This window comes from Herminiimonas sp., assembly GCF_030655415.1.
Window position 1 is genome coordinate 236,176 of the sequence record NZ_JAURVN010000004.1, and the last position, 26,532, is coordinate 262,707.

The following is a 26,532-nucleotide window of genomic DNA, read 5'->3' on the forward strand; positions in this document are numbered from 1 at the left end:
TTCGATGGAACCGCACTGCGTTTCTTCTGCTAAAAATTTTCTGCCCATAGCTCAGTTGGATAGAGCATCAGCCTTCTAAGCTGAGGGTCACAGGTTCGATTCCTGTTGGGCAGACCAAAAACCTACTCCATTCTTGTATTTTTATCTGTGAGTTGCGAGTACTGCGTCGCGCTATGTTTTGCCTTGCCACGAATCAAAAACGTAGCGCATAAAAATCACAAACGTCCTACTCCTTCAGCTCGTTCACCATTGCATAGCCTTTGGAAAAACCTGCCGCCAAAGCCTCATTCGCCGAACGATAATCAGCATCGTCACCCGACTCCGCAGCCAATTCACTTTCTGCTGTCGCATCAACACCGGGTTCGCAAATTCTGACCGAGTAGTCCCACTGATGCTTAGCGTCTTCCTTCTGCAAAGTCGTGACGTGAACTTCCATCCCTTTGTAGAGCTCGGTACTCCAGTTTTGCTGTTGTTCCATGGCGCGTCCTTAATCAATATTTACAAACTGACAGACTGAATTTTTACGAAACAGAAATTCTGGACACTAATGTCTTGGATCTTCCACTTCTGGATTTGGTGAAGGCACTGGATCTTCCTGTGGCACCGGATGCTCACCCGGCAAAGGATCTTCAATCGGCTCAGGCACTGGTGCTCTGTGCGCCTGTATATCCGACGCAAAACCGAACATCGCAAAGAACTTCGAATATTCCTGAACATTCGCTACGGATAAATTCATTTGGCTTCACCTTGTCTATGTAATCTCGAACAACAATACCACGCCATGCATTTGAATTCGGTGCGCGCAATAGCACAAGCACCAATCTAGAAATCGGCTTGCGCCGAATCGAGTTACCTGAAGAACAATAGAGATAATCAAATTACAAAACGTGGCTCGTATGTATCAGAGCATGATGTTGGCCGAATGTTCCGGAATCGGAAGCACTGGAAATAACAGACAAAATTATGGACGAAAAAAAGGACTAGCTATTAAGCTAGTCCTTTAAATTCTGGTCGGAGTACAAGGATTCGAACCTTGGACCCCCTGGTCCCAAACCAGGTGCGCTACCGGGCTGCGCTACACTCCGAAGAACGAAATAATACTGCAATATGCGACTTCGGTCAACGACTAAAGTGCTTTGGGCACCAAGATTTTGCAGAAAATTAAGTGTTTAATTTTTCCGCGATTCGGCGCGCCATTTTATCGGCCATTTCGGCATCTTTTGCTTCCACCATCACGCGGATCAAAGGCTCGGTTCCGGAGGCACGAATCAGGACACGGCCTTCTTCGCCCAACTCGGATTCAACCTGTTCTTTTTCGGCCAACAAAGCGGCGTTTTTCTTCCAGTCAAAACCCGGTGTGACTTTTACGTTGATCAAGGTCTGCGGGAACATCGCAATATCTTCAGTCAATTGTGCCAATGTTTTGCCGCTGCGTTTTAATGCAGACAAAATTTGCAAGGCAGAAATGATGCCGTCACCAGTGGTGTGTTTATCCAGGCACAGCATGTGACCAGATCCTTCGCCACCGAGTAACCAGCCGTGTTCCTGGAGTGCTTCCAGCACGTAACGATCGCCTACATTGGCACGGACAAATCCTATGCCCATTTTTTTGAAGGCGACTTCCAGTGCCATATTCGTCATCAGCGTACCAACCGCGCCTGCGATGGGTGCGACGCTCATGCGATCCTTGACCATGATGTAAAGCAGTTCATCGCCATTGAAAATCCGGCCAGATGAATCGACCACAATTAGACGATCGGCATCGCCATCCAGCGCAATCCCGATATCTGCCTTATTCGCTTTTACCGCTTCCACCAAAGCTTGCGGTGCAGTCGCGCCGACTTTGTCATTGATGTTGAAACCACTAGGTTGATTGCCGATCGCAATGACTTCTGCACCGAGCTCGTGGAATACATCCGGCGCGATATGGTAAGCCGCACCATGCGCGCAATCGACGACGATTTTTGTACCGCGCAAATCGAGTTCGTTAGGGAATGTGCTTTTGCAAAATTCGATATAGCGACCGCGTGCATCATCGAGTCGCTTGGCACGACCAAGTTTTTCCGAGACGACGCAAGCCATCGGTTTATCCAGTGCGGCTTCAATTTCAAGCTCTGTCGCATCGGGTAATTTATTACCTGATGCCGAGAAAAACTTGATGCCGTTATCGTCGTAAGGATTATGCGACGCAGAGATGACAACGCCAGCGGATAAACGCAATGCGCGCGTCAAATAAGCCACGGCGGGTGTCGGCATCGGGCCGGCCAGCATGACGTCCACACCTGCAGCGGAGAAACCTGCTTCCAGTGCTGCTTCGAGCATATAGCCAGAAATTCGCGTGTCCTTGCCGATCAAGACAACCGGTCTGCTACCGGACACTTTTGATGTACTTGATTTAGTGAGGACAGTGCCGGCTGCGTAGCCAAGTCGCATGACGAAATCAGGAGTAATCGGAGTCACACCAACTTTGCCGCGGATACCATCGGTACCGAAATATTTTCTGGTCATTTTTTAGTTTTAATTTCTTGTTTAGTTTTATTTATTTTTCACTGATTGACCGCATGCCAAACCGTCAGTGCATCCACGGTTTCTGCCACATCATGCACACGCACTATGCGCGCACCGTTTGCCACTGAAGCGAGAGCGCCAGCAAGACTACCTGCCATCCGCTGCGCGACCGGTTTATCCAGAATCGCGCCTATCATAGACTTACGCGATAAACCTGCGAGCAAAGGCAAATCAAGAGTCGTTTGCAAGTGTTCGATATTTTTTAGCAAGGCGATGTTATGCGCAAGCGATTTTCCAAAACCGAATCCAGGATCGATGCAGATTCGATCACGCGCGATACCTATTTGTTCCATCGCCGCTATACGCTCACTCAAGAACGCGCTGACATCGGCGACCACGTCTTGATACTCGGGTTTTAACTGCATGCTTTGCGGATCTTTTTGCATGTGCATCACGCATAATGCGCAATCAAGTTCTGCCACTGCTTCCAACGCGCCGGGTGCACGGAAGCCGTTGATATCGTTAATCATATCCGCGCCAGCAGCAATCGCTTCACGCATTACTTCTGGCTTGTAGGTATCGATGGATAGCGGCTTGCCGCAGTCGCGCAAGGCGTACACCAAAGGCATGACGCGCGCGAGCTCATCCATCAATGAAACAGGCTGTGAACCAGGACGGGTTGATTCACCGCCGATGTCAATGATGTCGACACCAGCCGCAATCATTTCTTCTGCATACGAAATCGCTGAATCCAGCGCATGGTATTTGCCGGCGTCAGAAAAAGAGTCGGGTGTGATATTCAAAATACCCATGACCAGCGGACGCGAAGTCGCATCCACACGAAGACGATAACGACCACATTGCAAATGAGTTTGCATAAATCTCACTGAAAAAATAAAAAGGGTGAGGATTGCTCCTCACCCTGCATTAAATCATCCCACCTTCAAGCAATATGCTGAACGCTTATTGTGCGGCTGGCGCTGCTGGCGCATCCGGTGCAGTTGCCGTCGGTGGCAAGCCACTCGAAGGCGTATCAGACGTTGCACGCTTGACTGGAATACCGTACTTAGGTTGACGCGGATCACGGCCTTCCATGATGTCGTTAATCTGGTCGGAGTCGATGGTTTCCCAATCGAGCAGGGTTTTCGCCATCAACTCAACCTTGTCGCGATTGTCTTCAATCAACTTGCGCGACAACGCATATTGCGTATCCAGAATCGTGCGGATTTCATTGTCGACTTTTTGCTGCGTCGCTTCAGAAACCGTTTTCGCCGACGAACGACCAAAGTAAGCGTCTTGCTCGGTATCTTCGTAGACCATGGTGCCCAGGCTTTCTGACATACCGTAACGCGTCACCATGGCACGCGCCAATTTGGTTGCACGTTCAAAATCGTTAGATGCGCCTGTCGACATTTGATGCATGAAAACTTCTTCCGCAATACGTCCGCCGAATAGGATGGAAATCTCTTCCAGCATCTTGTCTTTGTACATATTGACGCGATCATGTTCCGGCAACTGCCACGTCAAACCGAGCGCAAAACCGCGCGGCATGATCGTCACTTTATGCACAGGATCAGCCTTGGGCAGAAGCTTCGCGACCACCGCGTGACCAGATTCATGGAAAGCCGTATTGCGACGTTCTTCTTCACGCATGACCGCAGACTTGCGCTCAGGACCCATCACGATCTTGTCTTTGGCATCCTCAAAATCCTGCATCTCGACCAAACGTTTGTTACGACGTGCCGCAAACAAGGCTGCTTCGTTGACCAAGTTGGCCAAATCCGCACCGGAAAAACCTGGTGTACCACGCGCCAAAATATCAGCTTTAACGTCAGTCGCGATAGGCACCTTGCGCATGTGCACCATCAAGATCTGTTCGCGACCGCGAATATCAGGCAAACCGACAATCACTTGGCGATCGAAACGACCTGGACGCAACAGCGCTTTATCCAGCACGTCAGCACGGTTAGTTGCAGCAACTACGATGACGCCAGCGTTCGGCTCAAAGCCGTCCATCTCGACCAGCATTTGATTCAAGGTTTGTTCGCGCTCATCATTACCGCCGCCCATACCAGCACCGCGATGACGACCAACTGCATCGATCTCATCGATAAAGATAATGCAAGGAGCGTGTTTTTTAGCGTTATCGAACATGTCGCGTACGCGCGATGCGCCTACGCCGACAAACATCTCAACGAAATCCGAACCTGAGATGGAAAAGAAAGGAACCTTGGCTTCGCCGGCAATCGCACGAGCCAACAACGTCTTACCAGTACCTGGAGGACCCACCAGCAAGACGCCGCGTGGAATACGACCACCGAGTTTTTGGAAGCGAGTTGGATCGCGCAAAAATTCAACCAATTCAGTCACTTCTTCTTTGGCTTCATCGCAACCTGCGACGTCGGCGAAAGTGACGGTATTAGCGGTGTCATCCAGCAAACGCGCTTTGGATTTGCCGAACGAGAATGCCCCGCCCTTGCCGCCGCCCTGCATTTGACGCATGAAGAAGACCCAGACGCCGATCAGCAACAGCATCGGGAACCAGGAAATGAAAATTTGTGAAAGGAATGATTGTTCTTCAGGCTGTTTGACGTCGAATTTCACGCCGTTATTCACCAGATCGCCGACCAGACCGCGATCAAGATAGGTAATAGCCGTTTTGATTTTTTTGCCATCGGTAGTAGTCGCGACAATAGTGCGATCTTCAATCGTGGCTTCTTTGATGCGTTTACTTTTTACTTCGTCCAGGAAATCTGAATAAGGAATCGCCGCTGCCGCACCAGCTGTTGTGCGTCCGTCGAACTGCTTGAAGACGGTGAAAAGGACCATCCCGATGACCACCCATATGGCGACCTTGGAAAACATATTGTTCACTAAGACTCCTTGGACGCGTATAGCGTCTTTTTCTAAAATGTAGCTTCGATTCTACTCGTAAACATCAAGGCTTGCAGTATCTGATATCGGGTTAATACAGGCATAAACAAGGGCTAAATCTGTATTTAAAGCGGATTTTTCAAACCTTTTCCGAGTAAAAAGATTTCAGATGATTTATCCCGACTGGCTTTTGGCTTCTTTTGCATCACTGTCTTGAATTCCAAGCGGAATTTTTGGACAATTTCATTGAAACCGGTGCCGTTAAAGCACTTTACCAGCAAGGAGCCACTAGGTTTCATGTGCTGTTTAGAAAAATCGATGGCCAAATCAATAATATCCATCATGCGCGCAGCGTCTGCAACGGCAATCCCTGACAAATTGGGCGCCATGTCCGATAACACAAGATCAACTTTTCGCCCTGCGACTAATTGCTCCAGTTGCTCCAACACTTCTTGCTCACGAAAATCGCCTTGAATAAAATGCACGTCGGCAATCGACTCCATCGGTAACATGTCCAGACCAATGATGGTGCCGTTAATGCCGCCGCCTACGCTGCCTGATAATTTATTGCGCACGTATTGCGACCAGCTGCCCGGCGTACAACCAAGATCGACAATGACCTGTCCTGGCTTGATCAGCTTTTCAGATTCGTCGATTTCTTTCAGCTTGTAGACCGCGCGCGCGCGATAGCCTTCTTTCTGCGCCAACTTCACATATGGGTCGTTAATATGGTCGTGTAGCCAGTTTTTGTTTAATTTCTTCTTTGCCATTCGCGTAGAATACTAGTTTTAAATACTGTGGGACAAAGTTTGTCAGGTTCGCAATGCGTGCCGCGGCAAAATTATCCCCGTCACCATTGCCATTTATGTTGAAACTTACCCCGGCCGAGCGCAGTTCTTTACGCGCTGAAGCGCATGCTCTCAGCCCTGTCGTCATCATTAGTGAAGACGGTTTGAAACCTAGCGTTCTCAAAGAAATCGATAACAGCCTTAATTCACACGGTCTGATCAAAGTCCGTGTATTCGGCGATGACCGCGAAGCGCGTGTCACCATCTACGAAACGATTTGCGAACAACTCAATGCAGCGCCGATTCAACAAATCGGTAAATTGCTGGTGATTTATCGTCCCAAAAAAGATGCTGTTCAAGGGCCAACTGAAACGCGTGGTAGGGGCATGCGCGAAGTGACTATCGTCAAGCCTAGCCCTAGCGGCACCAAACGTCCGTCAGTGACAAAAGTGATGGTCAAAGGGAATGAACGTGTCACGCAAGGTGGCAATATTAAACGCGCCAAAACGCGTCAAACCAGCCCGAAGAAATCGTCGCTCGGACGATAAATCTATGTCGTTAAACTTCAGCGAAGTTTAACGATTAGTGCAGCGCCCAGCAGGCTCTGCACCACATAAATCCCCGTAGAAAGACTATGCAAGATGCCAAATTGTTTTTTGGCATCTGCAATTGCGTCTGCGTCGGTAATACTGTGCAAGATTAGACGCAATTCAGCCATGTGTGGCTGCAAGGCGAAGTAGCCAAGTAGCGTGCACGCAACCATTCCCAGGATCAAATAAGTCAGCGTCTTAGCCGGCTTATTCTGTTCGCTACGATTTGCCTGAAATAACAGCGCAAGCAAAGCAGCAGCGCAAAAAATACTCAACCACGCGACGATATTAAAAAGGCTGCCAGCAATTGTTCCAGCCAGTGCGCGATCGCTTAGCGTAGAGAACAAAGTCGGCGCAGCGACAAAACCTATCGCCCACAACGTTCCAACCCAAAAGGTCGCAATCAGCAATCGTGCACGTGACATGAACATTTTTAGATGTACCGTACTTGCAGAACTTCGTATTCACGAATGCCAGCTGGCGCTTCAACAGCAACGACGTCGCCAACAAATTTACCGATCATTGCGCGAGCGATAGGCGACGTAATGGATACTTTCTTTTCCTTCAAGTCGGCCTCGTCGATACCGACGATTTGATACGTTACTTTATCGCCGGAATCCAGATCTTCCAGATCAACAGTCGCAGCGAAAACAATGCGGCCATCCGCTTCCAGCGTGGTTGGATCAATGATTTGCGACGTGCTCAGCTTGCCTTCCAAATCAGCAATACGGCCTTCGATAAAACTCTGGCGTTCTTTAGCCGCATCGTAATCTGCATTTTCCGACAGATCACCTTGCGCACGCGCTTCTGCAATGGCGTTGATCACCCATGGTCGCTCTTTGGTTTTCAGACGATGCAATTCCTCTTTCATGAGGTTTGCGCCATAAGGAGTAATAGGTGTGGTCATAGCTTATATCTTTAAAAGTGGAAAACCACAGAGGCCGCAAACGGCACCGGCATCCGGCACCCTCTGTGACCTCTGTGGTTAAGTGTTGACTCTGAGCTTAGTGTAAAGTTTTATGCAGGCCTTGTAAATCGTAGACGTGTAACTCGTCCAGATGGGCCATGCCTTCCACTGCAGCTTCTGCTCCGGCAATCGTTGTGTACGTTGTGACACGTGCCGCCAATGCTGAAGTACGAATCGTGCGTGAATCAACAATCGCGCTGCGTTTCTCTTCAACGGTATTGATGACCAATGCGATTTCGTTGTTCTTGATCATGTCGACAATGTGTGGACGACCTTCTGCCACTTTGTTGACTGATTGAACTTCGATACCCGCTGCGCTGATTGCCGCTGCCGTACCTTTGGTCGCGACCACAGAGAAGCCGATTTCAACCAGATCTTTTGCAACCTGAACCGCGCGTGGTTTGTCACCGCCCTTGACGCTCAGGAACACTTTGCCGGAACGCGGCAATTTGATGCTGGCACCAAGTTGCGATTTGACGAAGGCTTCACCAAAGGTTTTGCCGACGCCCATCACTTCACCGGTCGATTTCATCTCTGGTCCGAGAATCGTATCAACACCCGGGAATTTAACGAATGGGAACACCGCTTCCTTGACGCTGAAATACGGTGGAATCACTTCGTTGAAAATACCCTGGCTGTCCAGCGATTGACCGGCCATGCAACGTGCTGCAATTTTAGCGAGTTGCAAACCGGTGGCTTTCGACACGTACGGCACGGTACGTGAAGCGCGTGGGTTGACTTCCAGCACGAACACGACGTCTTGCAACTTGCCGTCGATCTCTTGCTGTTGAATCGCAAATTGTACGTTCATCAAGCCGATAACGTTCAAGCCTTTGGCCATCAATGATGTTTGGCGTTTCAATTCGTCGATGGTTTCTTGTGACAGCGAATACGGTGGCAATGAACATGCGGAGTCACCTGAGTGCACACCAGCTTGTTCGATATGCTCCATCACGCCGCCAATGAAGGTGCGTACGCCGTCTGACAAACAGTCTACGTCAACTTCAATCGCATCGTTCAAGAAGCGATCCAGCAGCACTGGCGAATCATGCGAAACCTTGACGGCTTCACGCATGTAACGCTCAAGATCGCGTTGTTCGTGCACGATTTCCATCGCACGGCCACCGAGAACATACGATGGACGAACCACCAGCGGATAACCGATTTCCTGCGCCAGACGCAATGCATCTTCTTCAGTACGTGCCGTACGATTTGGCGGCTGACGCAGCTTCAAGTCCTGCAACATTTTTTGGAAACGTTCGCGATCTTCTGCAGCATCGATCATGTCTGGCGACGTACCGATGATAGGCACGCCATTCGCTTCCAGATCGAGTGCGAGTTTCAATGGAGTCTGGCCGCCATACTGCACGATAACGCCGAATGGTTTTTCCAGTGCGACGATTTCGAGCACGTCTTCCAGTGTCAACGGCTCAAAATACAAGCGATCTGATGTGTCGTAATCGGTCGAAACGGTTTCTGGATTGCAGTTGACCATGATAGTTTCGTACCCATCTTCGCGCATCGCGATCGCGGCGTGGACGCAGCAATAATCAAACTCGATACCTTGACCGATACGGTTAGGACCGCCGCCCAGCACCATGATTTTTTTCTTGTTGGTCGGTTTCGATTCGCACTCTTCTTCGTACGTCGAATACATGTACGCAGTGTTGGTTGCGAATTCACCGGCGCAAGTATCGACGCGTTTGTAGACCGGACGAATATTCATTGCATGGCGCTGTTCGCGCACTGCCTTGTCAGTAGTCTTCAGCAATTTAGCCAAACGACGATCAGCGAAACCTTTTTGCTTCAGCTTGAACAGCGTGGCTTTATCGATTGCGCTCAACGATTGCGTTTCCAGCCACAATTCGATATCAATAATTTCCTTGATCTGCGCGAGGAACCACGGATCGATGTGCGTCAGTTGATGCACTTCTTCCAATGAGAAACCTTGAGCGAATGCATCGCCGACGTACCAGATACGTTCTGGTCCTGGCTCACCGAGTTCTTCTTCGATGGTTTCGCGGTCGGTGGTTTTTTCATTCATGCCATCAACGCCGACTTCAAGTCCGCGCAAGGCTTTTTGGAATGATTCCTGGAAGGTACGACCGATGGCCATCACTTCGCCTACCGATTTCATCTGAGTCGTCAGATGGCTATCAGCTTGCGGGAATTTTTCGAATGCAAAACGTGGAATCTTGGTAACGACGTAATCGATCGATGGTTCGAACGATGCCGGCGTTGCACCGCCGGTGATTTCGTTGCGCAGTTCGTCAAGCGTAAAGCCGACTGCCAATTTGGCCGCGATTTTCGCGATAGGGAAACCGGTTGCTTTCGATGCCAATGCGGATGAACGCGATACGCGTGGATTCATCTCGATGACGATCATGCGGCCATCTTCTGGATTGATCGAGAACTGCACGTTGGAGCCACCAGTATCAACACCGATTTCGCGTAGAACCGCGATCGATGCATTACGCATGATCTGGTATTCCTTGTCGGTCAGCGTTTGCGCTGGTGCCACCGTGATCGAGTCGCCGGTGTGCACGCCCATCGGATCCAGATTTTCGATCGAGCAAACGATGATGCAGTTGTCCGCTTTATCGCGCACGACTTCCATCTCGAATTCTTTCCAGCCGATCAGCGATTCTTCAATCAGCAATTCGCTGGTTGGCGATGCTTCCAGGCCGCGTTTGCAGATCGCGTCGAATTCTTCGGCGTTGTATGCAATACCACCACCACTACCACCCATCGTGAACGAAGGACGAATGATGCATGGGAAGCCAAGATCCTTTTGCACAGCCCACGATTCTTCCAGGGTGTGTGCCACGCCTGAGCGTGCTGAGCCGAGACCGATTTTGGTCATCGCATCTTTAAATTTCGAGCGATCTTCTGCCTTGTCGATTGCTTCCGGCGAAGCGCCGATCAATTCGCAATCGTATTTGGTCAGGATGCCGTGGTGATGCAAATCCAGCGCACAGTTCAGCGCGGTCTGTCCACCCATGGTTGGCAAGATCGCATCAGGACGTTCTTTGTCGATGATGCGTTCAACCGCTTGCCATGTAATAGGCTCGATGTATGTCACATCGGCCATCTCAGGGTCGGTCATGATGGTCGCAGGATTGCTGTTGACCAGAATGACTTTGTAACCTTCTTCGCGCAGTGCTTTACATGCTTGCGCGCCGGAGTAATCGAATTCACATGCCTGACCGATAACGATCGGGCCAGCACCAATAATCAGGATGCTTTTAATGTCGCTGCGTTTAGGCATTTTTATTTTTCTCCATCATCGCCACGAAGCGATCAAACAAGGGGGCGATGTCATGCGGGCCTGGCGACGCTTCAGGATGACCCTGGAAGCAGAACGCCGGCTTGTCGGTGCGCTCAAAACCTTGCAGCGAACCGTCAAATAAGGAAACGTGTGTCACGCGGCAATTAGCCGGCAAAGTCGCGGCATCAACGGCAAAACCGTGATTTTGCGATGTGATCAACACTTTTTTGCTATCTAAATCTTGTACCGGATGGTTGGCACCGTGATGGCCAAACTTCATCTTCAAGGTTTTAGCACCAGATGCCATCGCCATGATTTGATGACCGAGGCAAATACCAAAAGTTGGAATGCCACGTTCGATCAATTCCTTCGAAGCCGCGATGGCGTAATCGCATGGCTCCGGATCGCCAGGACCATTCGACAGGAAGATGCCGTCCGGATTCAGCGCCAATGCATCAGCAGCAGTTGCTTGCGCCGGCAATACAGTCACTTTGCAGCCACGTTCTGCGAGCATGCGCAAGATGTTGAACTTGACGCCGTAATCGAATGCGACGACATGATGCTTGGGCGCGGTTTGCTGGCCATAACCTTTGCCAAGCTTCCACTCGGTTTCGGTCCATGGGTAGGATGCTTTGGTCGAGACCACTTTCGCCAGATCCAGACCAGCCAAGCCGCCAAAGGTTTTCGCCAGCGCCAGCGCTTTTTCTGGTGTCGCATCTTCACCGGCCAGGATCGCGCCGCTTTGCGCACCCTTTTCACGCAGGATACGCGTCAATTTGCGCGTATCGATTCCTGCGATGCCGACGATATTCTCGGACTTGAGATAATCGGACAGCGTCTGTGTCGAGCGGAAATTGGAAACCAGAATCGGCAAATCCTTGATGATCAAACCGGCCGCATGAATCCTGGTCGATTCGACATCCTCGGCATTAACGCCGGTATTACCGATATGGGGATAAGTCAGCGTAACGATCTGGCTGTTGTAGCTCGGATCGGTGAGGATTTCCTGATAACCGGTCATCGATGTGTTGAACACGACTTCGCCGATCGTATGACCCGACGCGCCTATCGAAATACCTGTGAAAATCGACCCGTCTGCTAGCGCAAGGATGGCCGGAACTGTAGGGCCAGAAAAGAATGGCGGCAAGGGGTAACTCCTGATGAGGTTACCGCCGCTGCGCTGCGCCAGATTGACCGTCGAAACCCGCGCAGCTTGCGCGCTTTTTGACCAAGACGATTCGCTTGATCAAAGGTTTGTGTAGTCGTATTTAGACGATGGGAAATGGGTATGCGCTACGGCGGAGTAAAATTAGCTAAACCGCCGAATTATAGTGCAAAACACCCTCGCCTGGCAACCAGATCCGGCGCTTCGAGGGTGTTTAGTTCAGATTATCGTGACGCATCTCGCGAACCATCACGATGTCAGTCTGTTAAAACGATCACAGCAAGAAATCAGGCGCCAATCGCAAGCAAGCCAGCCTTGGCAATTTGCACATCTTCAGTCGATTTCACGCCGGAAACACCAACTGCGCCCAAGCATTGACCATTAATGATGATAGGTACGCCGCCTTCCAGCATGCCTTCCAATGTAGGAGCCGTGATGAAGGAGAAGCGACCGTTATTGATGATGTCCTCGTAAACCTTGGATTCACGGCGACCCAAAGCGGCAGTTTTCGCTTTGGCTGGCGCGATATGCGAGGAAATCGGCGCTGCGCCATCCAAACGTTGCAACCAAAGCAAGTGACCACCATCGTCAACGATCGCAATCGTCACACACCATTTATGCAAAGTTGCTTCTGTCTCCGCTGCCGCTGCGATTTTTTTCACATCTTCAAGCGTCAGGATTTGTTTTGATTGCATGTCGTTAGCTCCGGTTAAACAAAATTGAATTGTAAGGCATGACGCCTCATATTGGGGCAAGAGCAATGTCGATTAGTTAACATGAGTTAACGTTTCTTTTCCTCAATAAGAGTATTATTAAATAACAAAAAATTAACTGAAGTTTGAAAATCTGTACCTAAGATTTTGATGGCTCATCTGTAATCTGAGCGCCCTTAAACAAGTACTGTGCGGCAGTTAATTAAAAGCAAATAATACCCAGCAGAACAAAAATCTACATGGGCAACATCTTTAAAGAGTAACGAGAAGGGGGGAAATATGTTTTTTAAACGCTCAGTGCTACAGCATGCACTACCTCCCATCGAAGCTGAAAAAGAACCGCAGCCCGTGACATCAGTAGTAAAAAAATCATCGCGCCAAGTGGACAACATACTGCTGCAATCGCCCTTGTATCAATTCAAACGCGATGTACTCAGCCTAGTTGCCAAAATGAATCAAGGCGTAATCACTACCGATTGCGAAATGCTGAAAAAGCAAACCATGTATGTGCAATCGCAGCTATTACATGCGCTGACCCACGATCCGTCTATGCCGGGTAGCTTTAAAATTTTGTTGATGGAATATCACGCCAAGAGTGTCCGGGCGACACTGATAGACCGTCGGGGCGAACATTCACGGGACGAACCTGAGAAATAAGCTTCAGGCATGGGTGTCATAAGCTGAATAGGCAACTCTAGCTTATAGAAGCAGAAACTAATCAGCTAGCAGATACATCATTCCGCATCCGAAAAAATCGAAACACTAAACTTTGTATTGCTTCAGTAGCAAATCAACCAAAGGTTGTAGTTCGGTCGACAGTTTTCCAATGTGCGCCAGCACCTGATCTTCTTTACCTTCCTTGATCCAGCGTAGCAAAGTCGCCAAATCTATCGATAAATCAATTTCACCGTTCTGCGCTGGCGCAACCGTATTGACATCGATATTGGACAAACGACCGCCCTGCTTCAACAGCAATTCTTCTTGGGTACCAATCACACCTGTAATTGCATTGTGCAAACCCAGCAAAGCCCGCTCTTTGGCCACTACACGCATGGCGACAAGCGAGCCTTCAGTTTCTGCAGCTTCACCTGCGTACTCGCTGATCGAGACGACGCCACAACTCGCGATCAAGGCCATCTGCCCATCCTTGATCAGATTGGCATGCGCAATGGCACGGCAAACGCGTTCGGCAAAATTACGCGCAGAATCAAAATGAATGCTGCCGGTAGCAATCGTGAATTCAATATCGCCAGTGCGGGCGACGCAATCTGTTTGTCGCACCGTGCGATGCAACAACTGGCCGATCGCGTTGACGACGCTAGGTGGTGGCAAAGCCGGATAAGCGTCGAGTTCGATGTGCTTCAAACCGATACAGGCAGTCAGGACCACAAAATTACGGTTCTGACGCATTGCGTTGGTACGCATTGTTTCTGCCTGCTCTTCCCATTCCTCAACGGGCTGCAAAGCAACATGCTCCCCGCCGCTGTCAACGTGCTGCACCAATGCTTCGAGCCCACGCTCAAATTCATTCTGGGTGCTGATCAGCTTAGAGAGAATATCCAGCCGTGACAATAATTGCCCGGTACCTATGCCTTTGGTAATTAGATCGGTGGCACCGGCTGCTTTGGCACGATCCCGCTCAGCTTGCTCGTCGCTGCCGGAAACCACCACAACCGGCATATTTCTTATACGAGCAATTTTTGATGAGCGGATACGTTTCAACAGTCCGTAGCCATCCAGCTTCGGCATCGTCAAATCAGAGATCACGACGCGTATGCTGGGATCTATCAATAACATTTCCCAGGCTTGCTCACCATCGAGCGCTTCACGAAATTCGAACATGCCCTCGATGCGCTTTATCAGCGTCGCGCGGACGATCCGTGAATCGTCAGCAATCAAAATACGAGGCTTTAACGAGATATCGCGATGTGAATCAGTCAGCATGCAATCAACCTTTTTAATGTTGGTAACAGCATAACGCTAGCGAATAAATTTTGACAGCACTTCCAGATTGCCTTACATTCCATCAGTCCTAATGAACGAAATTTCAATTGATGACAGTTTTTCAACGATCCACTCGCACTCACAAACTGGCGCGCTCAGCCGTATTAGCGCTCAGCTTGATGGCGACTTCGGCTGTCTGGAGCGCAGATACTCCGCCGCCAGAAGCTGGCAAGCCGATCAGCAAACTGCAGGACTTGACCAATCGCGCATCAGAACTTGCACTGCAGGCGATGGGCATGCTGGGCATACGTTACAAGTACGGCGGCACCACGCCGGAAAGCGGCCTCGATTGCAGCGGACTGGTTCAACATATATTCAAGGAGGCGTGGGGCAAGGATTTACCACGCACTTCAGTCGAAATCAGCAAAGTCGGCCAGCATGTCGACAAAAATGATTTACAACCCGGCGATCTGGTTTTCTATAACACCTTGAAACGCGGTTTCTCTCACGTTGGCATTTATCTCGGCGATCGCAAATTCATACACTCGCCATCCGCTGGCGGCGAAGTACGCATTGAAAGTATGGACGTCGGCTATTGGCAAAAACGCTTTAACGGCGGTCGACGCATCAGCGAGCCAGAAGTTAAGTAATCGTCGCCGTCACCCATAAAAAAACCGCACGTACCGTGCGGTTTTTTATTTCTGCGCTGACTCTTATTGTTCGCGTCTGGCTTTCAACTTGCGTTTTATTTCCGGCATTAATGCCATCGTCGCTTGCTCACCTGCGAGCACGGCCAGATTCCGACCATTGAAGTCATTGCCTTTCATCATGCCTAGGCTGGGACGAATCACAATATCGGCTTCTTTCAATTCATAGCGATTAATGCTTTGCCCCATGATGGCAAAGGTTTGCAGCACGACGTCGACAGAACTTGAGGCTAGTTGCACATCGGGCTGCGTAGATATATTGACCGCAATGATGAAGTCCGCGCCCAACTCTTTCGCGAAATGTACGGGTACAGGTGCGACCAAGCCACCATCGACGTACATGCGGTCGCCGATTTTCACCGGCTGAAAGAGGCCAGGCACCGCTGACGACGCACGCACGGCGAGTCCAGCATTCCCACGTTGAAATAGAATCGGCTGGCCACTATTTAAATCTGTAGCAACTGCGGCAAACGGAATTTTCATCTTTTCGATCGGCACATTGCGCACAGACTTATTGACGTAATTTTGCAATGCATCACCTTTTAAAACGCCGCTAGATTTGGAAAAGAAAGGCACTGACCAATCCGAGATAGTCGCCTCATCCATTTCCAATGCCATTTTATGCAGCGCGAAACCATTGTTACCAGCCGCATATAAAGCGCCGACCAAACTGCCGGCACTGGTACCAACGACCAAATCTGGCACGATGCCTTGCGACTCCAGGGCCTTAATCACGCCAATATGCGCAAACCCCCGAGCCGCACCGCCACCGAGTACCAAAGCCACTTTAATCGGCTCAACGGGCTTGGCCTGGATTACAGCAGGCAGAACAGGATCGGATTTAAACGGAGAAAGCGATGCGCACGCAGAAAGCAATAGAACTGCGCTGACTGCAACTAAGGAAGAAAGTCGATATGCCAAACCCATGATTGTTCAATTTTTAGCAAAGAACGAAGCGTACCCGTTTTTAACTCTATCTGCGTTATTGCGGATGCATCTTTGTTGAGAATTATTCCTGTTTAAGAGAAAGCTGGCTATAATTTAACGTTCTCCTAACAACATCAAACAAGGAAAATTCATGAGACAAGGTATCGCCGTTGCCCTAACCGCACTCCTGATGACGTCATCAGCGTCTTTGGTTCATGCGCAGGAAAAAGTCCTGAACCTGTATTCAGCTCGTCATTACCAAACCGATGAAGTTCTGTATGCCAACTTCACAAAACAAACCGGCATCAAAATCAACCGTATTGAAGCGGATGACAATGCCTTGTTTGAACGTCTCAAGACCGAAGGTAAAAATAGCCAGGCCGATGTAATCGTCATGGTCGATGCCGCACGTATCTGGCGCGCAGAGATTGAAGGCTTCTTCCAGCCAGTACAGTCAAAAATTCTCAACACCCGCATTCCAGCCAATTTACGCGGCAAGGACGACGGACAAGGCCCTGAATGGTTTGGCTTCTCAACCCGTGCACGCGTCATCGTGTACAACAAGGCGACGGTTAATCCCGCCGACGTAGCAACATACGAATCACTGGCAGATCCAGTCAACAAAGGCAAAGTCTGCACACGCTCCGGCTCGCATCCATACAATCTGTCGCTGATCGGCTCCATGATCGAACGCAACGGAGAAAAAGCGACTGAACAATGGGCCAAAGGCATGGTTGCCAATTTCGCGCGTCCACCACGTGGCGGCGATACGGACCAAATCAAAGGCGTGGCGTCCGGTGAATGCGGCGTAGCAATCGCAAACTCTTACTACTACGTTCGCTTATTGCGCTCGACCAAACCTGAAGATATCGCCGCCATGAAAAACGTAGGCTTCATCTGGCCGAATGCAAAAACCAGCGGCACGCACTTCAATATCGCTGGTGGCGGTATCGCAAAAAATGCGCCGCATCGTGAAGCTGCAGTGAAGTTTTTGGAGTATCTGGCGAGCGACCAAGCACAAGCTTATTTCGCGGATGGAAATAATGAATGGCCTGCCGTTAAAACAGCAAAAGTTAAAAACGAAGCGCTGGAATCCTTAGGCAATTACAAGATGGAAAATATATCGATTGCATCCATAGGTAAAAACCAGATCGCTGCGCAACGCATTCTGGATCGCGTGGGTTATAAGTAAATTACAGAGAAAGTAGCGCGCTTCATGATATGAAGCCGACAAAAAAGCAGCCAGCAATCTATACGATTACTGACTGTTTTTTTTATTTCCTCGGGTCAAGCAACAAAGACTATTTACAGTACTCAATCCATGCAAAGTTTTAATGCCGCATCCCAATTCGGCAAACCACAAAACGTCTGTATGAACTTCTCTGAAGACAACACAGAGTTTTGAGGGCGCTTGGCGGGGAGCGGATATTCCTGCGTTGAGATGGGAGTCACTTTAGGCTTTTTTGAAATAGTGGGATGCGCGACGATCGCTTGCGTAAAACCATGCCAGCTGGTTTGTCCTTGCGCGCTCAAATGGTACAAACCGGAATGAGCTTCCCAAGCTTCGCGATTGATCTCTGTGCTGGCCACATCCGATTGCAAGCGGCCCACACAATACGACGTAGCTTCTGCGATAGTCCGACACCAGGTCGGCGCCCCAAACTGATCGGCAACGATACGCAACTCATCACGTTCTTCCGCCAGACGTTTTATCGTCAACAGAAAATTCTTGCCACGCAAACCGTAAATCCAGCTCGTACGCAAAATCAAATGCGGAATACCGGCCGCCTGGATCGCCTGTTCGCCGGCGAGCTTGCTGCGACCATATACGCTTTGCGGATTCGGAATATCTGCTTCCATATAGCTTCCCGATTTTTCACCATCGAAGACATAATCGGTCGAATAATGAATTATTGCCGCACCTAATTTGCGCGCTTCATTTGCCATCACTTCGGGCGCTTCAGCATTGATACGCATTGCAATATCAGGATTGCTTTCTGCCAGATCAACCGCCGTATAAGCCGCTGGATTAATAATTAGTTGTGGTTTGACGGTACGAATCACATCGCGAATCTGATCAACGTTAGCCAAATCCATTTGCTGCCGATCAAGAGCCACGATCTCGCCAAGGCCTTGCAGAGTACGCTCAAGCTCGTAGCCAAGCTGCCCTGTTTTCCCTGTGAGCAGGATCTTCAAGGGAAGACCTCTGCGTCCGCGAGAAGCACGCCCTGCTGATCCTTTGCGGACAGAACAGGCGGCACATCAAGCGGCCACTTAATGCCAATAGCCGGATCATTCCACGCGATACAACGTTCGTGCTCAGGCGCCCAGTAATCGGTAGTCTTATAGAGAAATTCTGCAGAGTCGCTAGTGACGACAAACCCATGTGCAAAACCTTCTGGAATCCACATTTGTTTCTTGTTTTCAGCTGATAGGACGGCGCCTACCCAGTGTCCGAAGGTTGGAGAGTTTCTGCGAATGTCGACCGCTACATCAAAAACCTCACCGACAATAACTCGTACCAATTTTGCTTGGGTATGCTGAATTTGATAATGCAAACCGTGTAAAACGTTTCGCATTGATTTGGAATGATTGTCTTGAACGAATTGTGGTTTAACACCTGCTACGTTCGCGAAGCGTTTCTCATTAAAGCTTTCAAAAAAGAAACCCCGCTCATCTTCGAATATCTCATGCTCTAACAACAAAACATCGGGAATGCTTAAACTAGTCAGCCGCATTTTTAAAAGGATTTTTCATTAATAATCTGCAGTAAATAGCGCCCGTAACCATTTTTTTTCAAAGGCTCAGCAAGCTTTTCTAACTGTGCGATATCGATATACCCCTTGCGAAATGCGATTTCTTCAGGACAAGCGATCTTAAGTCCTTGCCTATTTTCGATAGTGGCAATGAACTGCCCCGCCTCAAGTAATGACTCATGTGTTCCAGTATCGAGCCAAGCCATACCACGTCCCATAAATTCCACATTCAATTGATTGCGTTCGAGGTAGGTTCTATTGATATCGGTAATTTCAAGTTCGCCACGTGGCGATGGTTTGATAGATGCAGCAATATCGCAAACTTGTTGGTCGTAGAAATACAAACCTGTTACTGCATAATTGGATTTTGGCTTTGTAGGCTTTTCCTCAATGCTGACAGCACGTCGGTTATCACCAAACTCAACGACGCCATAGCGTTCTGGATCTTGTACGTGGTAGGCAAAAACAGTTGCTCCCTTGTTCTTTTCTGTAGCATCTAATAATTGTCTCTCAAAAGCATTTCCATAAAAAATATTGTCCCCCAATATCAATGCTGAAGGACCCTTTTCGATAAAGCTACGTCCTATTATGAAAGCCTGTGCTAAACCATCCGGTGACGGTTGTACCGCATAGCTCAAATTTATACCCCACTTGCTGCCATCGCCCAAGAGTTCCTGAAAGCGAGGTATATCGTGAGGAGTTGATATCAACAATATCTCTCTAATACCGGCTAGCATCAGCGTAGTGAGTGGATAGTAAATCATCGGCTTGTCGTATACCGGTAACAACTGCTTCGATAAAGCCAAGGTTACTGGATACAAGCGGGTTCCGGAACCACCTGCGAGAATGATGCCTTTGCGTACCGGCTGAGGGAGCGGAAGTGTCATATTATGTGTGTATCCATAGCACCATCACGCTGGTTGTAGTTTTTTTCGAGCCAATTCATGTATGCACCAGATTGCACATCCGCGACCCATGCCTGATTGTCGAGATACCACTGCACAGTTTTTTTAATACCTGTATTAAAAGTCTCCGCTGGTTTCCAACACAACTCCCGTTCTATCTTGCTCGCATCGATCGCATAGCGACGATCATGGCCGGGACGATCAGTGACATACGTGATCTGCGCCCTGTAACTACAGTCGTTTGCAAGAGGCCGTAATGTATCCAGCATATCGCAGAGGGCATGAACTACATCCAGATTAGTTTGTTCATTCCAGCCTCCGATATTATAAGTTTCTCCAGGTTTCCCCTTCTCCAGCACCCTGCGAATCGCGGTGCAATGATCACCTACGTATAGCCAGTCTCGAACCTGCTGCCCATCGCCATAGATGGGCAGCGGCTTCCCACAAAGCGCGTTAGCGATTACCAAGGGAATCAATTTTTCAGGAAAATGATATGGGCCGTAATTATTGGAACAATTAGTAGTTAGTGTCGGCAGACCATAGGTGTGATGATAAGAGCGAACCAAGTGATCAGATGCCGCCTTTGAAGCAGAATAAGGACTGTTTGGTGCATACGCGGTTGTTTCAACAAAGGGCGCATCTTTCAGCCCTAGTGAACCATATACTTCGTCAGTAGAAACATGCAAAAAACGAAAAACTTGTTTTTCATTTTCCTGCAGTAACGACCAGTATGTTCGTGTCGCTTCCAACAAGCTAAATGTACCATTTATATTAGTCCGAACAAATTCCGCAGGCCCATGTATAGAGCGGTCAACATGACTTTCCGCAGCAAAATGCACGATAGCCGTGGGCTGATGTTTATTCAACAAAGACAACATGGCCTCGGTATCGCAAATATCCGCATGCACAAACTGGTGACGTACATCGTTTTGCAAGCGAGCGAGATTATTCAAGTTACCGGCATACGTCAGCTTGTCAACATTTAGCACAGGCTCCTCATGCTGCACCAGCCAATCAAGAACAAAATTAGAGCCGATAAAACCGGCACCGCCTGTTACTAAAATCATCGATTTACCCTGTTTTATTGCTTGTTGACTGCTCCATCAGTGGAGCCATCGATGTCGCATATTCAATGAACGGAATCAGTACGAGTAGGGACTTTATCTGTCTCACGCCAGATAAAGTCTTCAATGCCGCACTGTGGTGCGTACTCAACAACCGCCTGCAAAAGCAAAGCACGTACATTTTCGTAATCAAACCGCTCGCATGCGCCTTCGAGCGTTGCTAACAACTCCTGCAAGACGAGCCAAGGAATCTCGGTTTCTTGTGCCCGCATAATAAGAGGATGCCTCGTACCTTCAACATTGCTGCCAATCAGAAGTTCCTCGTACAACTTTTCACCCGGACGTAGACCAACATGTTCGATTTCAATCGCACCGTCAGCCTCTGCATTCGCATCACCTAGAACCTCCAAACCGCTTAGATGCACCATACGTTTAGCGAGATCAAGAATCTTCACTGGCTCACCCATGTCTAGCACAAATACATCTCCCCCCTCACCCATCGCGCCGGCTTGCAGCACAAGTTGTGCGGCTTCAGGAATAGTCATGAAGTAGCGGGTAATTTCCGGATGCGTCAGTGTAATCGGACCGCCAGCCATAATCTGCTTACGAAAAAGAGGAACAACTGAACCAGATGAACCTAAAACATTCCCAAATCGCACCATGCAAAAACGCGTCTTGCTTTGTGTTCCAGCAAAGGCTTGCAAAATTAGTTCAGACAGCCGTTTGGTCGCACCCATTACATTCGTTGGTCGTACCGCCTTGTCGGTAGAAATCAGCACAAAGCAGCTAACCCGAGCTGCAATCGCTGCCTGCGCCAATAGCAAGGTACCGAATGCATTGTTACGCACGCCCTGAATCGGATTGTGTTCGACCAAGGGTACGTGCTTATAAGCAGCCGCGTGGTAAATCGTATCCACGGCAAAAGTACGAAGTATGCGTTCACATTTTTGAGCTTCCAGCACGGAACCGAGAAAAGGCAACACTTCAATTTCCATTTGATGCGTCTTTTTTATCTCCTGCAAATTTTGCTCAATTGAATACAGCGCAAACTCGGACATATCCAGTAACAACAAGCGCTGCGGCGCCAAACAAATAATCTGACGGCACAACTCTGAACCAATAGAGCCACCGGCCCCCGTCACCATGACAGTCTTTCCTGTAATACAGGTGGAAAGTAGTTGTAAATCTGGCTCTACCGGGTCTCTACCTAACAAATCCTCAATTTCAATATCTCGTATGTCCTGCAGTCGCATCTCTCCATTAACCAGACTGGCAATCGGCGGAGTTACCTTGATCTTTATCTTGAGGGGTTCCAATTTATCAAGAATGACCTTTTGCTCTGCCTTGCGCAAAGAAGGCATGGCCAGCAGAATTTCCTTGATTTCTTTTTCTGTAACAAGACGGGATAATTGATCCGGGGACCATACCTTCACACCAGCAATGGTCGCACCATGCAATTCCTTTTTGTCATCAACCAACGCAATCGGCAAATACTCACTGCCAGCGCGTAGGGCGCTTGCCAGTTGCATACCTGAATGCCCCGCTCCGTAAATCACGACACGAATCGCTCTACTCTTATCATTCATCCTAAGCAAATAACCACGGGCTAGAAAGCGACTCGCGACAACATACAAAATCGCGCTGACCCAATAAATACCGAATACACCACGCGACAAAGATGACGTATGTGTAAATGTGGCGAATGCAGCCATGAAAATTACGGACAGTGTCACACCCAACACAACCACATAAACGATTTTTTGGTCTATGAAACGAATGACAGCACGATACAATCCGAGCCTGAGAAATATGGGAATGGAAATCAGCGGCGCGGCCACTATTATCCAAAAATATGTCTGAAAAAGCTGTGGCGTACTATTGTCGTAGCGCAAAAGAACTGACAGATAAAAAGTCAATGGCAATAGAAACAAGTCTGCCGTTGCAGCGATCAGCTGCTTGTATATACGAGGCAATTCCAGAAATGATTTCATTTATGTGAGGCAATTCTTGTAGATGAAGTAATTTTTATATTTATATCTCTATTGAGAGACTGTATTACACAACACGCGCGCCAGATCAAACAGGAACAGCATCTAATGATTTCGCTCTGAATCTCCAACTTAAGCAAAACAAAACCATCAACGAGAGAAAGAATCCAATAGCAGAACAAACAATAAATACAAAACTTAAAGGTACCGAACGATCCTGCGTACCACTTTCTTTTTTAACCACGAAAAGAGATGGTGATCCAAAATCCTTTAAAAATTCTGCATTTCTCTGATTGATTAATTTGTAAAGAGCATTTAAATCACTACTGACAGTTTCATCTTCAGACATCTTTTTTTGAGTCGATAACAAATGCTCTAATACATCACGCCCAGATTTTGTTTGATCCAAAAACAATCCCAGCTCATTTATATAGGCTATAAGTAAAAAAATCTTTTGTTCATCAAGGTCAGCGGGAAGCACTACTTGCTGCTCATCAAAACCTGTTAGCAATCGATCTATTAGCTGTTTATTAAGCGGAGAGTTCTTCAATAAAGCTTCTTCACGAAACTTGGCGTTGGATATTAATGGAGACGGACTTTTAAGATGGTTCTGAATAATATCGCTTAAATTTACTAATTCTTGATGCTGGTATATCGAGGTATTTGAATCGCGGATTAGTCTTTTATTGAATCTCGACAATGCCTCAAGAATTAATTTTTCTTGAAAAAAAGCCTCATCAACATAGAAAGTGTAAATTAATCCATCAACTAAATACTCACTCAATACATCTGTAATTTCATTGGTAACGACTGGATCACTTCCTGTTGCAGTAATTAGATACTTCAGTTCCCCAGGGGAGGTTTTGACAAAGTGTATTAATTCAACCGCATTGGTTACCAATAGTGAATCTATTTTTTTTATTTGAAGGTAATCTGCTATTTTTCTATCCATCATCGACATGCCAAGAAAGTCAGATGTAAAACCTCGATCGTGAACCACGTTTTTATCCATGAGTTCAACGTCCGTTTTATTTTCGTAAATTTTGCCCTTGGTTAGTAGCCAAAAAATCCCGCAAAATACGACGAGCAACATAACCCCAACGACCAACAAATATGAATTTTGGATCAGTCTGTATGCCTCCAGTAGTGATAACCCGTTCGACTGATTTTTAGAAAATAAATCTTTATTTGTCATTCTGCGCGGACATACATAAATATAGATAAATCCAACTCGTAGCGCAGCACAATACCTGCGCTGAAGTTTTAAATGGGCTAATGAGCAACATCGTCGCGACGCACTACTTTTATAAATGTTAACGCGATAATTTTTATATCCATTGATATGGATTGATTTTTCAAATAATACTCATCCAACTTTACTTTCTCTGGAATCGGGAGCTCATCTCGTCCATTCACTTGCGCCCATCCAGTTAAGCCTGGAGGAATTTGATCAACCCCATGAACTACTCGAAGTCCAATCAGGTCGTCCTGATTAAATAGCGCTGGTCGTGGTCCCACAAAACTCATGTCACCTTTTAAAATGCTCCACAATTGCGGGAGTTCATCAAGACTTGATCGACGCAAAAAAGGACCGATTGATGTTAGGAACTGTTGAGGATCTGGCAGTAAATGCGTCGCTACGGCAGGCGTATCCACACGCATAGTCCGAAACTTTGGCATTTTAAAAATCTTGCTGTGTTTACCGACACGATCTGACCAATAAACAACTGGCCCTTTCGATGTAAGCTTTACCAAAATCGCTAGAAATACTATTGGAATTAATAATATAAAAATAGCGACGAGCGCCAAACACAAATCAATAAAGCGTTTCATCATAAATACACTACATCGCAGGTTTTCGGTTTCTCAATCAAATTTGAGCATTCCATATCATTTAAAGTGTTCTCAATACTTTTTTCATCGTATTGATAATACGATCTTGCTGTCCAGCACTCATATTTGAGCCGGAAGGTAAGCAGATGCCGTTTTCAAAAAGAGATTGCGATACCGATTCGTCGCCGTGATTGAATGATCGTGCCGTGCGAAACACAGGCTGCATATGCATAGGCTTCCAAAGTGGCCGCGCCTCAATTAATTCCGTTGCCAAACGACGGATTAACTCTGCGCTATTCACCCCGAGTGCAGGACTAATTGTGCAGGCCGTCAACCAATGCGTGGAATAACTCCAGTCAGGCTCCGGCATCCAGGTAATCTGCGGCATATCGGAAAACGCAGACCGATACGACTCAAATACAGCCCGCCGCGACTCCACTCGCTCTTTCAAAACTTTGAGTTGACCGCGCCCCACGCCGGCCAAAATATTACTCATTCTATAGTTGTAGCCGATCTGGCTATGCTCATAATGAGGTGCCGGATCACGTGCTTGAGTCGCTAGAAAGCGGGCTTTTTGAATCAAGTCTTGATCGTCCGACACAAGCATGCCACCACCAGATGTCGTGATGATTTTATTACCGTTAAAGGAATAAACGCCAAGCTTGCCGAATGTACCGCTCGCCTTCCCCTTGTAAGATGCGCCTAGGGATTCTGCCGCGTCCTCCAGCACTGGGACGCCATATTTATCGCAGAGCGCTAATAACACATCCATATCAGCGCTCTGCCCATATAAATTAACGATGATGACGGCTTTCGGCATCCACCCCTCTTTCTGTGCCGCAAGAAAGGCTTTTTCCAAGGCCTGTGGCGACATGTTCCAGCTTTGCTCATCTGAATCGATAAAAACCGGCTCTGCTCCCTGATAGACGATAGGGTTAGCACTAGCGGAAAATGTCAGCGTAGAACAAAACACCTTGTCACCGCGCGTTACATTAAGCAGAATTAATCCGAGATGCAGAGCGGCCGTTCCAGACGACAAGGCTGCGGCATGTTTTACTCCTACAAGTTCCGCAATTTCGCGTTCAAAACCATCAACGTTTGGCCCCAAGGGCGCAATCCAGTTTGTACGAAAGGCTTCCTCAACATATTCGCGTTCTGCGCTACCCATATGCGGTGTAGACAACAAAATCTGCTCATCTATAACCTTGCGATCCAGTATTTCCAATACTTTTCCTGCTGCATCTATAACAGGCAGATGATTGATCGCATGCTTATTCATTAGATCTAAAGCATCGCGACGGGTCGCCGTCATACCGATGGTTTGTGATTGTATTTTGGGTAAATTTTCTACAGTATCCCCAAGGACAGCACCTGCCAATATAAGGCGACGAAGATCACCGTCAGTTACTGTGCGTTCAAACAGCCCGTGTTCATCTACAAGTACCAGCATTCCAAGCCCAACTTGATCTAGAGTAAGCAAGGCTTGCCGCAATTCTGTTTTGCGCGTAATCGAAATATCTAAAATAGCCGTCACC

The 26,532-nt window shown here is 48.2% G+C and carries 25 protein-coding genes and 2 tRNA genes; 5 read left to right on the forward strand and 22 right to left on the reverse strand.

Annotated features, from left to right (window positions below):
• The first annotated feature begins 40 nt into the window (after positions 1 to 40).
• Positions 41 to 117: transfer RNA gene (locus tag Q7T66_RS03695), tRNA-Arg, on the forward strand.
• 109 nt (positions 118 to 226) lie between these two features.
• Here Q7T66_RS03695 and Q7T66_RS03700 read toward each other — a convergent pair.
• The 7 genes from Q7T66_RS03700 to Q7T66_RS03730 all read right to left on the reverse strand — a co-directional run bounded on the left by Q7T66_RS03700 (position 227) and on the right by Q7T66_RS03730 (position 6,152).
• Positions 227 to 478 (reverse strand): hypothetical protein, encoded by a 252-nt coding sequence (locus Q7T66_RS03700; protein ID WP_304931948.1) that lies wholly within the window; start codon positions 476 to 478, stop codon positions 227 to 229.
• 66 nt (positions 479 to 544) lie between these two features.
• Positions 545 to 736: a hypothetical protein gene (locus Q7T66_RS03705; RefSeq protein ID WP_304931949.1), complete on the reverse strand. Its 192-nt coding sequence runs from the start codon at positions 734 to 736 to the stop codon at positions 545 to 547.
• Positions 737 to 1,008: 272 nt separating this feature from the next.
• A tRNA-Pro gene (locus Q7T66_RS03710) sits at positions 1,009 to 1,085 on the reverse strand.
• A 76-nt stretch (positions 1,086 to 1,161) separates the two neighbouring features.
• Complete coding sequence (gene glmM, locus Q7T66_RS03715; RefSeq protein ID WP_304931950.1) at positions 1,162 to 2,508, reverse strand: phosphoglucosamine mutase; 1,347 nt, start codon at positions 2,506 to 2,508, stop codon at positions 1,162 to 1,164.
• A 38-nt stretch (positions 2,509 to 2,546) separates the two neighbouring features.
• Positions 2,547 to 3,386 carry a dihydropteroate synthase gene (gene folP / locus Q7T66_RS03720; RefSeq protein ID WP_304931951.1) on the reverse strand — a complete coding sequence of 280 codons (840 nt, stop codon included), beginning with the start codon at positions 3,384 to 3,386 and terminating at the stop codon, positions 2,547 to 2,549.
• Between the two features lie 85 nt (positions 3,387 to 3,471).
• Positions 3,472 to 5,382: an ATP-dependent zinc metalloprotease FtsH gene (gene ftsH / locus Q7T66_RS03725; protein WP_304931952.1), complete on the reverse strand. Its 1,911-nt coding sequence runs from the start codon at positions 5,380 to 5,382 to the stop codon at positions 3,472 to 3,474.
• Between the two features lie 125 nt (positions 5,383 to 5,507).
• Positions 5,508 to 6,152 (reverse strand): RlmE family RNA methyltransferase, encoded by a 645-nt coding sequence (locus Q7T66_RS03730; protein WP_304931953.1) that lies wholly within the window; start codon positions 6,150 to 6,152, stop codon positions 5,508 to 5,510.
• Positions 6,153 to 6,247: 95 nt separating this feature from the next.
• Here Q7T66_RS03730 and Q7T66_RS03735 point away from each other — a divergent pair, with 95 nt between their 5' ends.
• On the forward strand, positions 6,248 to 6,718 hold the full coding sequence (locus Q7T66_RS03735; RefSeq protein ID WP_304931954.1) for a YhbY family RNA-binding protein: 471 nt from the start codon (positions 6,248 to 6,250) through the stop codon (positions 6,716 to 6,718).
• Positions 6,719 to 6,735: 17 nt separating this feature from the next.
• On the opposite strand, the gene Q7T66_RS03740 is transcribed toward Q7T66_RS03735, so the two are convergent.
• From Q7T66_RS03740 to Q7T66_RS03760, 5 genes are all read right to left on the reverse strand, one after another.
• Positions 6,736 to 7,185, reverse strand: a complete 450-nt coding sequence (locus Q7T66_RS03740) for a DUF4149 domain-containing protein (RefSeq protein WP_370691606.1) — start codon at positions 7,183 to 7,185, stop codon at positions 6,736 to 6,738.
• Between the two features lie 8 nt (positions 7,186 to 7,193).
• On the reverse strand, positions 7,194 to 7,667 hold the full coding sequence (greA, locus tag Q7T66_RS03745) for a transcription elongation factor GreA (protein WP_304931957.1): 474 nt from the start codon (positions 7,665 to 7,667) through the stop codon (positions 7,194 to 7,196).
• Between the two features lie 97 nt (positions 7,668 to 7,764).
• The gene (gene carB / locus Q7T66_RS03750; RefSeq protein ID WP_304931959.1) at positions 7,765 to 10,995 is read right to left on the reverse strand and encodes a carbamoyl-phosphate synthase large subunit; all 3,231 of its coding nucleotides are present in this window, start codon (positions 10,993 to 10,995) and stop codon (positions 7,765 to 7,767) included.
• Positions 10,988 to 12,142: a glutamine-hydrolyzing carbamoyl-phosphate synthase small subunit gene (carA, locus tag Q7T66_RS03755; protein ID WP_304931960.1), complete on the reverse strand. Its 1,155-nt coding sequence runs from the start codon at positions 12,140 to 12,142 to the stop codon at positions 10,988 to 10,990. The genes carB and carA overlap by 8 nt, the downstream gene beginning before the upstream one ends.
• Positions 12,143 to 12,447: 305 nt before the next feature.
• Positions 12,448 to 12,855, reverse strand: coding sequence for a heme-binding protein (locus Q7T66_RS03760; protein ID WP_304931961.1), 408 nt, complete (start codon positions 12,853 to 12,855; stop codon positions 12,448 to 12,450).
• A 366-nt stretch (positions 12,856 to 13,221) separates the two neighbouring features.
• Here Q7T66_RS03760 and Q7T66_RS03765 point away from each other — a divergent pair, with 366 nt between their 5' ends.
• On the forward strand, positions 13,222 to 13,530 hold the full coding sequence (locus Q7T66_RS03765) for a hypothetical protein (RefSeq protein ID WP_304931962.1): 309 nt from the start codon (positions 13,222 to 13,224) through the stop codon (positions 13,528 to 13,530).
• 105 nt (positions 13,531 to 13,635) lie between these two features.
• Here Q7T66_RS03765 and Q7T66_RS03770 read toward each other — a convergent pair whose 3' ends face one another.
• Positions 13,636 to 14,817 (reverse strand): response regulator, encoded by a 1,182-nt coding sequence (locus Q7T66_RS03770; RefSeq protein WP_304931963.1) that lies wholly within the window; start codon positions 14,815 to 14,817, stop codon positions 13,636 to 13,638.
• A 110-nt stretch (positions 14,818 to 14,927) separates the two neighbouring features.
• On the opposite strand from Q7T66_RS03770, the gene Q7T66_RS03775 reads away from it, so the two are divergent.
• Positions 14,928 to 15,467 carry a C40 family peptidase gene (locus Q7T66_RS03775; RefSeq protein ID WP_304931964.1) on the forward strand — a complete coding sequence of 180 codons (540 nt, stop codon included), beginning with the start codon at positions 14,928 to 14,930 and terminating at the stop codon, positions 15,465 to 15,467.
• A 63-nt stretch (positions 15,468 to 15,530) separates the two neighbouring features.
• Here the strand turns inward: Q7T66_RS03775 and Q7T66_RS03780 are convergent, their stop codons facing one another.
• The gene (locus Q7T66_RS03780; RefSeq protein ID WP_304931965.1) at positions 15,531 to 16,451 is read right to left on the reverse strand and encodes a patatin-like phospholipase family protein; all 921 of its coding nucleotides are present in this window, start codon (positions 16,449 to 16,451) and stop codon (positions 15,531 to 15,533) included.
• 151 nt (positions 16,452 to 16,602) lie between these two features.
• On the opposite strand from Q7T66_RS03780, the gene Q7T66_RS03785 reads away from it, so the two are divergent.
• Positions 16,603 to 17,643: an extracellular solute-binding protein gene (locus Q7T66_RS03785; protein WP_370691607.1), complete on the forward strand. Its 1,041-nt coding sequence runs from the start codon at positions 16,603 to 16,605 to the stop codon at positions 17,641 to 17,643.
• A 122-nt stretch (positions 17,644 to 17,765) separates the two neighbouring features.
• Here the strand turns inward: Q7T66_RS03785 and rfbD are convergent, their stop codons facing one another.
• The 8 genes from rfbD to Q7T66_RS03825 form a co-directional block, all read right to left on the reverse strand.
• Entirely contained in the window at positions 17,766 to 18,647 is an 882-nt protein-coding gene (rfbD, locus tag Q7T66_RS03790) for a dTDP-4-dehydrorhamnose reductase (protein ID WP_304931966.1), read from the reverse strand.
• Entirely contained in the window at positions 18,644 to 19,189 is a 546-nt protein-coding gene (gene rfbC, locus Q7T66_RS03795) for a dTDP-4-dehydrorhamnose 3,5-epimerase (protein WP_304931967.1), read from the reverse strand. The genes rfbD and rfbC overlap by 4 nt, the downstream gene beginning before the upstream one ends.
• A gap of 2 nt (positions 19,190 to 19,191) precedes the next feature.
• Positions 19,192 to 20,094, reverse strand: a complete 903-nt coding sequence (gene rfbA, locus Q7T66_RS03800; RefSeq protein ID WP_304931968.1) for a glucose-1-phosphate thymidylyltransferase RfbA — start codon at positions 20,092 to 20,094, stop codon at positions 19,192 to 19,194.
• Positions 20,091 to 21,179, reverse strand: a complete 1,089-nt coding sequence (rfbB, locus tag Q7T66_RS03805) for a dTDP-glucose 4,6-dehydratase (RefSeq protein ID WP_304931969.1) — start codon at positions 21,177 to 21,179, stop codon at positions 20,091 to 20,093. The genes rfbA and rfbB overlap by 4 nt, the downstream gene beginning before the upstream one ends.
• A gap of 62 nt (positions 21,180 to 21,241) precedes the next feature.
• Positions 21,242 to 23,167, reverse strand: coding sequence for a nucleoside-diphosphate sugar epimerase/dehydratase (locus Q7T66_RS03810; protein WP_304931970.1), 1,926 nt, complete (start codon positions 23,165 to 23,167; stop codon positions 21,242 to 21,244).
• Positions 23,168 to 23,252: 85 nt separating this feature from the next.
• The gene (locus tag Q7T66_RS03815; RefSeq protein WP_304931971.1) at positions 23,253 to 24,359 is read right to left on the reverse strand and encodes a hypothetical protein; all 1,107 of its coding nucleotides are present in this window, start codon (positions 24,357 to 24,359) and stop codon (positions 23,253 to 23,255) included.
• A 77-nt stretch (positions 24,360 to 24,436) separates the two neighbouring features.
• The gene (locus Q7T66_RS03820; protein ID WP_304931972.1) at positions 24,437 to 24,997 is read right to left on the reverse strand and encodes a sugar transferase; all 561 of its coding nucleotides are present in this window, start codon (positions 24,995 to 24,997) and stop codon (positions 24,437 to 24,439) included.
• Positions 24,998 to 25,058: 61 nt separating this feature from the next.
• Positions 25,059 to 26,531 (reverse strand): aminotransferase class I/II-fold pyridoxal phosphate-dependent enzyme, encoded by a 1,473-nt coding sequence (locus Q7T66_RS03825; RefSeq protein ID WP_304931973.1) that lies wholly within the window; start codon positions 26,529 to 26,531, stop codon positions 25,059 to 25,061.
• Between the last annotated feature and the right edge of the window lies 1 nt (position 26,532).